At 49.7% G+C, this 7,335-nt stretch carries 4 protein-coding genes; all 4 read left to right on the forward strand.

Going from position 1 to position 7,335, the window contains the following annotated elements; genetic code table 11:
- Window positions 1-1,549, forward strand: a 1,549-nt coding sequence (gene otsB / locus B3D59_RS13240) for a trehalose-phosphatase (RefSeq protein WP_286820302.1), incomplete at its 5' end; no start/stop codon positions are given.
- A complete protein-coding gene (locus B3D59_RS13245) occupies window positions 1,546-3,954 on the forward strand; it encodes a glycoside hydrolase family 65 protein (protein WP_286820303.1) in 2,409 nt (802 codons plus the stop codon). The genes otsB and B3D59_RS13245, both read left to right, overlap by 4 nt.
- A 317-nt stretch (window positions 3,955-4,271) precedes the next feature.
- Window positions 4,272-6,371: a glycogen debranching protein GlgX gene (gene glgX, locus B3D59_RS13250; protein ID WP_286820304.1), complete on the forward strand. Its 2,100-nt coding sequence runs from the start codon at window positions 4,272-4,274 to the stop codon at window positions 6,369-6,371.
- A partial coding sequence (locus B3D59_RS13255; RefSeq protein ID WP_286820305.1) for an alpha-amylase family glycosyl hydrolase occupies window positions 6,361-7,335 on the forward strand: 975 nt, incomplete at its 3' end. The genes glgX and B3D59_RS13255, both read left to right, overlap by 11 nt.

Genomic DNA, 7,335 nt, shown 5'->3' on the forward strand with positions numbered 1-7,335 from the left:
TTGTGATGGTGGTATTTTCGACCTTGATGGCGTGATCACCCAGACTGCAAAAGTGCATGCCAAGGCATGGAAAGCCCTTTTTGATGGGTATTTAAAAGAACGGGCAGCCCGGGAAAATGAAAATTTCATCCCTTTTGACATGGACAAAGATTACCGTACCTTTGTGGACGGAAAACCCCGGTACGACGGGGTAAAATCTTTTCTCACTTCCCGTGGAATTGACCTGTCTTGGGGAGATCGTTCAGATGGGCCGGGCAAAGAAACCATATATGGTCTTGGCAATCAGAAAAACGAAATTTTTAATGACTTTCTGCAACAACAAGAGGCCACAGTATACGAAGATACCTTGAGCCTTATTTATGAGTTAAAAAAACAAGGCTGGAAGCTGGCTGTAATTTCAGCCAGCAAAAATTGCATGCCAGTGCTTAGGTCTGTTGGTATTTTAGACTGGTTTGATACGGTGGTGGACGGTATCCTTTCCGAGCAGCTTGGAATAAACGGAAAACCTGAACCGGATATATTTTTTGAGGCTGCCCGCCGTATTGGGGTCACCCCTGAAAGGACAGCTGTTTTTGAAGATGCAACCGCAGGGGTAAGCGCTGCAAAAAAGGGTGGGTTTTACCAGGTAATCGGTGTGGACAGGGCAAAAAATGAAGGCATTCTTAAAAAAGCAGGCGCAGATGTTGTTTTTTCAGATCTGTGTGACATCCGCATCAATGGCCGGCTGCCGGTCAGAAAAAAACAGATGGCATCCCTGCCTCCTGCACTGGACCATATTCAGGATATTTTACAGCAGGCAGGTGATAGGAAACCAGTCCTTTTTCTGGATTATGACGGCACCCTGACCCCTATTGTCAATGATCCGGAAAAGGCCTTTCTTGATCAGGACACAAGACAAACACTGGAAAAAGTGGCTGAAAAATGGGTAGTTGCCGTCATCAGCGGCAGGGACCTTAAGACCATTCAACAGTTTGTACAATTGGATAATCTCTATTTCGCCGGCAGCCACGGCTTTGATATTGCCGGCCCCGCGAACCTGACCCTTGAAATGCAGAAGGGAAAGGATTTTCTGCCGGTTCTGGACATTGCCCAGGGCCATCTGGAAGAAAAACTGGCAGACATACCGGGTGCTGCCATTGAACGTAAAAAATTTTCCATTGCCATCCATTACCGGAACGTAAAACAAACAGCAGTACAATCAGTCAAACAGGCGGTTTGCCAGTTGCAGGCAAAGCATCCTGAACTGCGCATCACTGAAGGGAAAAAAGTGTTTGAACTGCAGCCGGATATTGACTGGCACAAAGGTAAAGCCCTGATATGGCTGATGGAAAAACTCAAATTAGACCGGGATACATATTATCCCCTGTATATTGGTGATGATATAACCGATGAAGATGCATTTGAGACGCTGGAAAAAATCGGCACCAGTATTATTGTCAAGGGCAGTTTTCACCCGACGTCAGCAGATTTTGTCCTTGAAAACACCCGGGAAACTGCCGCATTTTTAAAAAACCTGTTTGATGAAAAGGAAAAAGGTAAAACGATATGACTGCCTGGCATTTAACCTATGAGACCTATAAGCCACAAGATCAGGGACTTCGTGAAGCCCTGTGCACACTGGGGAACGGCTATTTCGCCACCCGTGGGGCCAGTGCCCAGGTGTCTGCCGGTGACACCCATTATCCCGGCACCTATCTGGCCGGGGGATACAACCGGCTTACAACCGTCATTGCCGGCAAGGAAATTGAAAACGAAGACCTTGTTAATATGCCCAACTGGCTCTGTCTGAAATTTCGTTTCACAGATGGTCAATGGTTCTCCCCTGAAACCGCAACCATTCGCTCTTATTGCCAGGAACTTGATATGAAAAATGGGGTTCTCATCCATATCGTTGTTTTTGAAGATGAACAGGAACGCCGCATCAGGATGGAAGAGCACCGCATTGTTCATATGGGAGACCGGCACACGGCTGCCATACGGGTATTATTAACCAGTGAAAACCAAACCGGATCCCTTGAGGTGGAATCTGCCATTGACGGCACGGTCCGGAACCAGGGTGTGAAGCGATATCGTGATCTCAACTGCCAGCACCTGGAAATTCTCGAAAGTGAATCAACCCAGAACGAACCGGTATTTTTAAAAGTGCAGACCGTCCAGTCTGAACTGCGGGTGGCTATGGCAGCCAGAACCCGGATAACAAAAAAAGGCAGTCCCTTGGATTTACAGGCAGAGCTGATAAATGACAATGGATATGTCGGCAAACGCTATACCGTGGATATCAGCCAGGGAGAAACCATTCAGGTGGAAAAAATCGTTCTGGTACACACATCGCGTGATATTGCCATTTCTGAATGCGGCCTGGCCGTCAGGTCAAGAATCAGGCGTGCCCCGAGATTTGACGATCTGCTTGCCAGCCATAAACTGGTTTGGAAACAATTGTGGCGGCGGTCTGACATGAAAATGACCGAACGTAGGAAAAACCGCCAGGACCTTCGTCCGGAGATGGTTGTCAGGCTGTATACCTTTCATCTGCTTCAGACCGTATCCAAACAGACCATTGATTTGGATGTAGGCGTGCCCGCCAGGGGCTGGCATGGCGAGGCCTACCGGGGGCATATTTTTTGGGATGAACTGTATATTTATCCGTTTATCACCCTGCAGTATCCGGAAATCACCCGCTCTCTTCTGCTGTACCGGTACCGCAGACTTGATACGGCCCGGGCTGCTGCCAAGGCCGCCGGATACACGGGCGCCATGTTCCCATGGCAAAGCAGCAGCAACGGCAGGGAAGAAACCCAGACAATGCACCTGAACCCCCAATCAGGACGGTGGCTCCAGGATAATTCTCATTTCCAGAAACATGTGAATGCAGCCATTGCATTCAATATCTGGAAATATTTCGAATCCACCGGGGATATCCAGTTCATGTGTGAATATGGTGCAGAAGTTTTGTTTGAAATTGCCCGGTTCTGGGCAAGCATTGCCACCTATAACAAAGATCTTGACCGGTATGAAATCCTCAAAGTCATGGGGCCTGATGAATACCATGATGGCTATCCGGATGCAGATGAACCCGGACTGGACAATAATGCCTATACCAATGTCATGGCCACATGGGTATTCACTCAGGCCCTGAATGCCCTGGACATTCTGCCCAGGGACCGGGTTTATGAGCTGTGTGAAACCCTGGGGATCACAGAATCAGAAATAGAACTGTGGTGGGATATCAGCCGGAAAATGCGGGTCATCTTTCATGATGACAACATCATCAGCCAGTTTGAGCATTATGACCAGCTCAAGGAGCTTGACTGGGATAAATACAGGAAAAAATATCCCAATATTCAGCGCATGGACCGTATACTGGAAGCCGAAGGAGACAGCGCCAACAATTATAAGATAACAAAGCAGGCAGATGTTCTCATGCTGTTTTACCTGTTTTCCGCACCGGAACTTAAAACACTGTTCAAACAATTGAATTATCCCTTTGAATACGAAACGATTCCAAAAAACATAGACTATTATGTCTATCGCACCTCCTATGGTTCCTCCTTGAGCTGGGTGGTCCATTCCTGGGTTTTGGCCCGTTCGGACAGAAAACGCTCCTGGAAATTTTTCTTAAAAGCCCTTCAAAGCGATATTGATGATATCCAGGGGGGCACCACCCAGGAAGGGATTCATATGGGTGCCATGGCCGGCGCCATAAATATTCTTCAGGAAGCATATATGGGCATAAAAACCCGGGGTGATTTTCTCTGGGTCAATCCGGAGCTGCCTGAAGTACTTGAGAGACTGAGAATGCAAGTGCGGCACAGGGGCAGCACCCTGGCATTTGAAACAACCCAGGATATGTGTAAAATCACCCTTTTGTGCAGCCCGAAAAATACCTTTAAATTTGGATTCAATGACAATATGTATGAACTGACAGTCGGGGTCACCAGAAAATTTCACATCTGAACCCCAGTCCATTCGGCTGCGCATGGTGGTTGGGTATGCTATGGCTTGGTCTGGTTCATGACAGGAATGACGGGTTATACCCCGGGCAAAGACTCCGGGCACATATGATCTAACGGTCACATATAACCTTCTATGTTTGGTTGCTGATCACTGGATTGAAACGGCAAACAATGACTATTTGTGATTAAAAATCAATATGATGTGCAAAATAATTCCGGAATTTTGAACCCTGGCATAATAATCGCTAATAATAATGGCTGTAGATCTATTCGGTTGTGTGTAAATATAACCCAAAACCCGGAAGGATAATTTGTAATTTGAAAACATGGCCTGGACAACCCTATCCGTTAGGTGCTGTATTTGATGGCTCCGGAACCAACTTTTCCTTGTTTTCCGAGATTGCCGAGCGTGTAGAACTCTGCCTCTTTGACGAGCAAGGCGTTGAGACGCGTATTAACCTGTCTGAAGTGACGGGTTGTTGCTGGCACGCATACCTGCCCTTTGTGGAGCCGGGCCAGCGATATGGGTTCCGTGTTCATGGCCCCTGGGACCCTTCCCGGGGCCTTTGCTGCAATCCTGCCAAGCTGCTGCTGGACCCTTATGCCAAAGCCATGGATGGACAGGTGCAATGGAATGAGGCTGTATTCCCGTATCCCTTTAATGACGGTCCCGGCATCCGCAGCGACGCTGACAGCGCCCCCTTCATGCCAAAGAGCGTGGTTCATAAGTCCCATTTCGACTGGAGCGGAGACCGTAGCCTGCGGATCCCCTGGCATGAAACCGTGATTTATGAAACCCATGTAAAAGGGTTAACCGCCCGCCATCCAGAAGTCCCTCCTGAAATGTCGGGCACCTATGCAGGTCTTGCGCATCCTGCGATTATTGAATACCTCAAGGCCCTCGGTGTCACGGCCGTTGAATTGATGCCGGTTCATTTTTTTATCGATGACAAGCACCTGCTTGATCAGGGACTGAAAAACTACTGGGGCTATAATTCCATCGGGTATTTTGCACCCCACATGGAATATGCCGCAGACAATCGTCCCGGCGGTGTTGTCGCTGAATTCAAACAGATGGTGAAAACCCTTCACCAGGCCGGTCTGGAAGTTATTCTGGATGTGGTTTACAACCACACGGCAGAGGGAAATCACCTGGGACCCATGCTCAGTTTCAAGGGAATTGACAACACCTATTATTATCGTCTTACCGATGATCCGCAATACTACATGGATTATACCGGCACCGGCAATACCCTGAATATGCGCAATCCCCATGTTTTGCAGCTTGTCATGGATTCTTTGCGGTACTGGGTTTTGGAAATGCATGTGGACGGGTTCCGATTTGATCTGGCATCTGCCCTGGCCAGGGAGCTGCATGATGTGAACCGGCTGTCCGCTTTTTTTGATATCATCCAGCAGGATCCTGTTATCAGCCAGGTCAAGCTTATTGCCGAACCCTGGGATGTGGGCGAGGGCGGCTACCAGGTCGGCAATTTTCCGCCGGTGTGGACCGAATGGAACGGCAAATACCGGGACTGCGTCCGTGATTTCTGGCGGGGGGAAAAGCGAACCATGGGCGAGTTTGCCGCCCGGCTTACCGGCAGTTCCGATCTGTACGAAAACACCTCGCGCCTGCCCTATGCCAGCATCAATTTTATCACGGCCCATGATGGGTTCACCTTGCATGATCTGGTTTCCTATAATGAAAAGCATAACATGGCCAACGGCGATGAAAACCTTGATGGAGAAGATTACAACCGTTCCTGGAATTGCGGTGAGGAGGGTGAAACCGACCAGCCGAAGATACTTGAACTGCGAAATCTCCAAAAGCGAAACTTTCTTGCAACCCTGCTCCTTTCCCAGGGCGTGCCCATGCTTTCAGGCGGAGATGAAATCGGACGCACCCAGAAGGGGAACAACAATACCTACTGCCAGGACAATGAACTTTCCTGGTACAACTGGGAAAATAAAGACGAAGGTTTGCTGGATTTTTGTAAAAAACTTATCCAGTACCGAAGAGACCACCCTGCTTTCCGGCGCCGGGGGTGGTTCCATGGCCGGTCGATTCATGGCAGCGATGTTGACGACATCCGGTGGTTCACCATGGCGGGGGAGCAGATGGCTGAAGAGGACTGGGGACTGGGGGTCACAAAATCCCTGGGCGTATTTTTGAATGGCGCCACCATTCCCAACCCCAACCCCCGCGGTGAACCGGTAATTGATGACAATTTTTACCTGATTTTCAATGCTTTTCATAAACCCTTGCAATTTGTTCTTCCCGGCCCTGATTATGGGAAGCAGTGGGTAAAGGATCTGGATACCCGGACCGGGTGGCTGGAAGAACAAACATTATTGAAAGCAGGGGACACAATCACGGTTGCGGCCCGTTCCCTGGTGGTGCTGCGTCATGAAACCTGAACCTTTTGCAACCTATCGGCTGCAGATGCATCCCGGGTTCGGTTTTGACCAGGCCACAGAGATTGTACCCTATTTGTATGATCTTGGAATCAGCCATCTGTATACGTCTCCATACCTCCAGACGGCGGCCGGCAGTACCCACGGATATGATATTGTGGATCCCGCACAGGTAAATGAGGAACTCGGAGGGACCCGGGCCCATGCCCTTTTGTGTGAGACCTTGGGTGCGGCCGGGCTTGGTCACATGATTGATGTGGTGCCGAACCATATGGCCGTTGCAGGGCGCCAGAACGCCTGGTGGTGGCATCTGCTGGAGAACGGACCGTCCAGCTGTTTTGCCGCCTTTTTTGATGTGGATTGGAACAATGGTGCAAATCGCTGGCCCAACAAGATCCTCCTGCCGGTTCTGGAAGATCACTATGGCCGTGTCCTTGGGGAGGGACAACTCCGGTTGTCCTATTCAGAGGGGATGGTTACCCTTCACTATCACGACCATGTATTTCCTGTGACCCAAGCCAGCGTGGCCCAATTATTGTCCAAAGCAGATGAATCCTGTGGATCGGATGATGCAGTCATCGCCGCAGAGATTGCGCGCCTGAACCGTGATCCGGATGCCCTGGATCTGCTGATCAATCAGCAGCATTACCGGCTTGCTTTCTGGCGGATGGCGAACACAGACCTTGGATACCGCAGATTTTTCGACATCAGGGATCTGGCAGGCATAAGGGTTGAGGAGATGACGGTGTTCAACGCTGTCCATGAGCTGCCCCTGGCATGGGTGCACAAGGGATGGGTCCAGGGGCTGCGCATTGACCATCCGGACGGTCTGTGGGACCCGGCTCAGTATTTTTACAGATTGCAGAAAGCCTGCCCCAATGCCTGGGTTGTTGTGGAAAAAATTCTTGAACCCGGCGAAACTCTTCCATCAGAATGGCCTGTTGCCGGCACCACGGGATATGATTTC

It is taken from the genome of Desulfobacter sp. UBA2225 (assembly GCF_002348205.1).
GTDB classification, from domain to species: domain Bacteria; phylum Desulfobacterota; class Desulfobacteria; order Desulfobacterales; family Desulfobacteraceae; genus Desulfobacter; species Desulfobacter postgatei.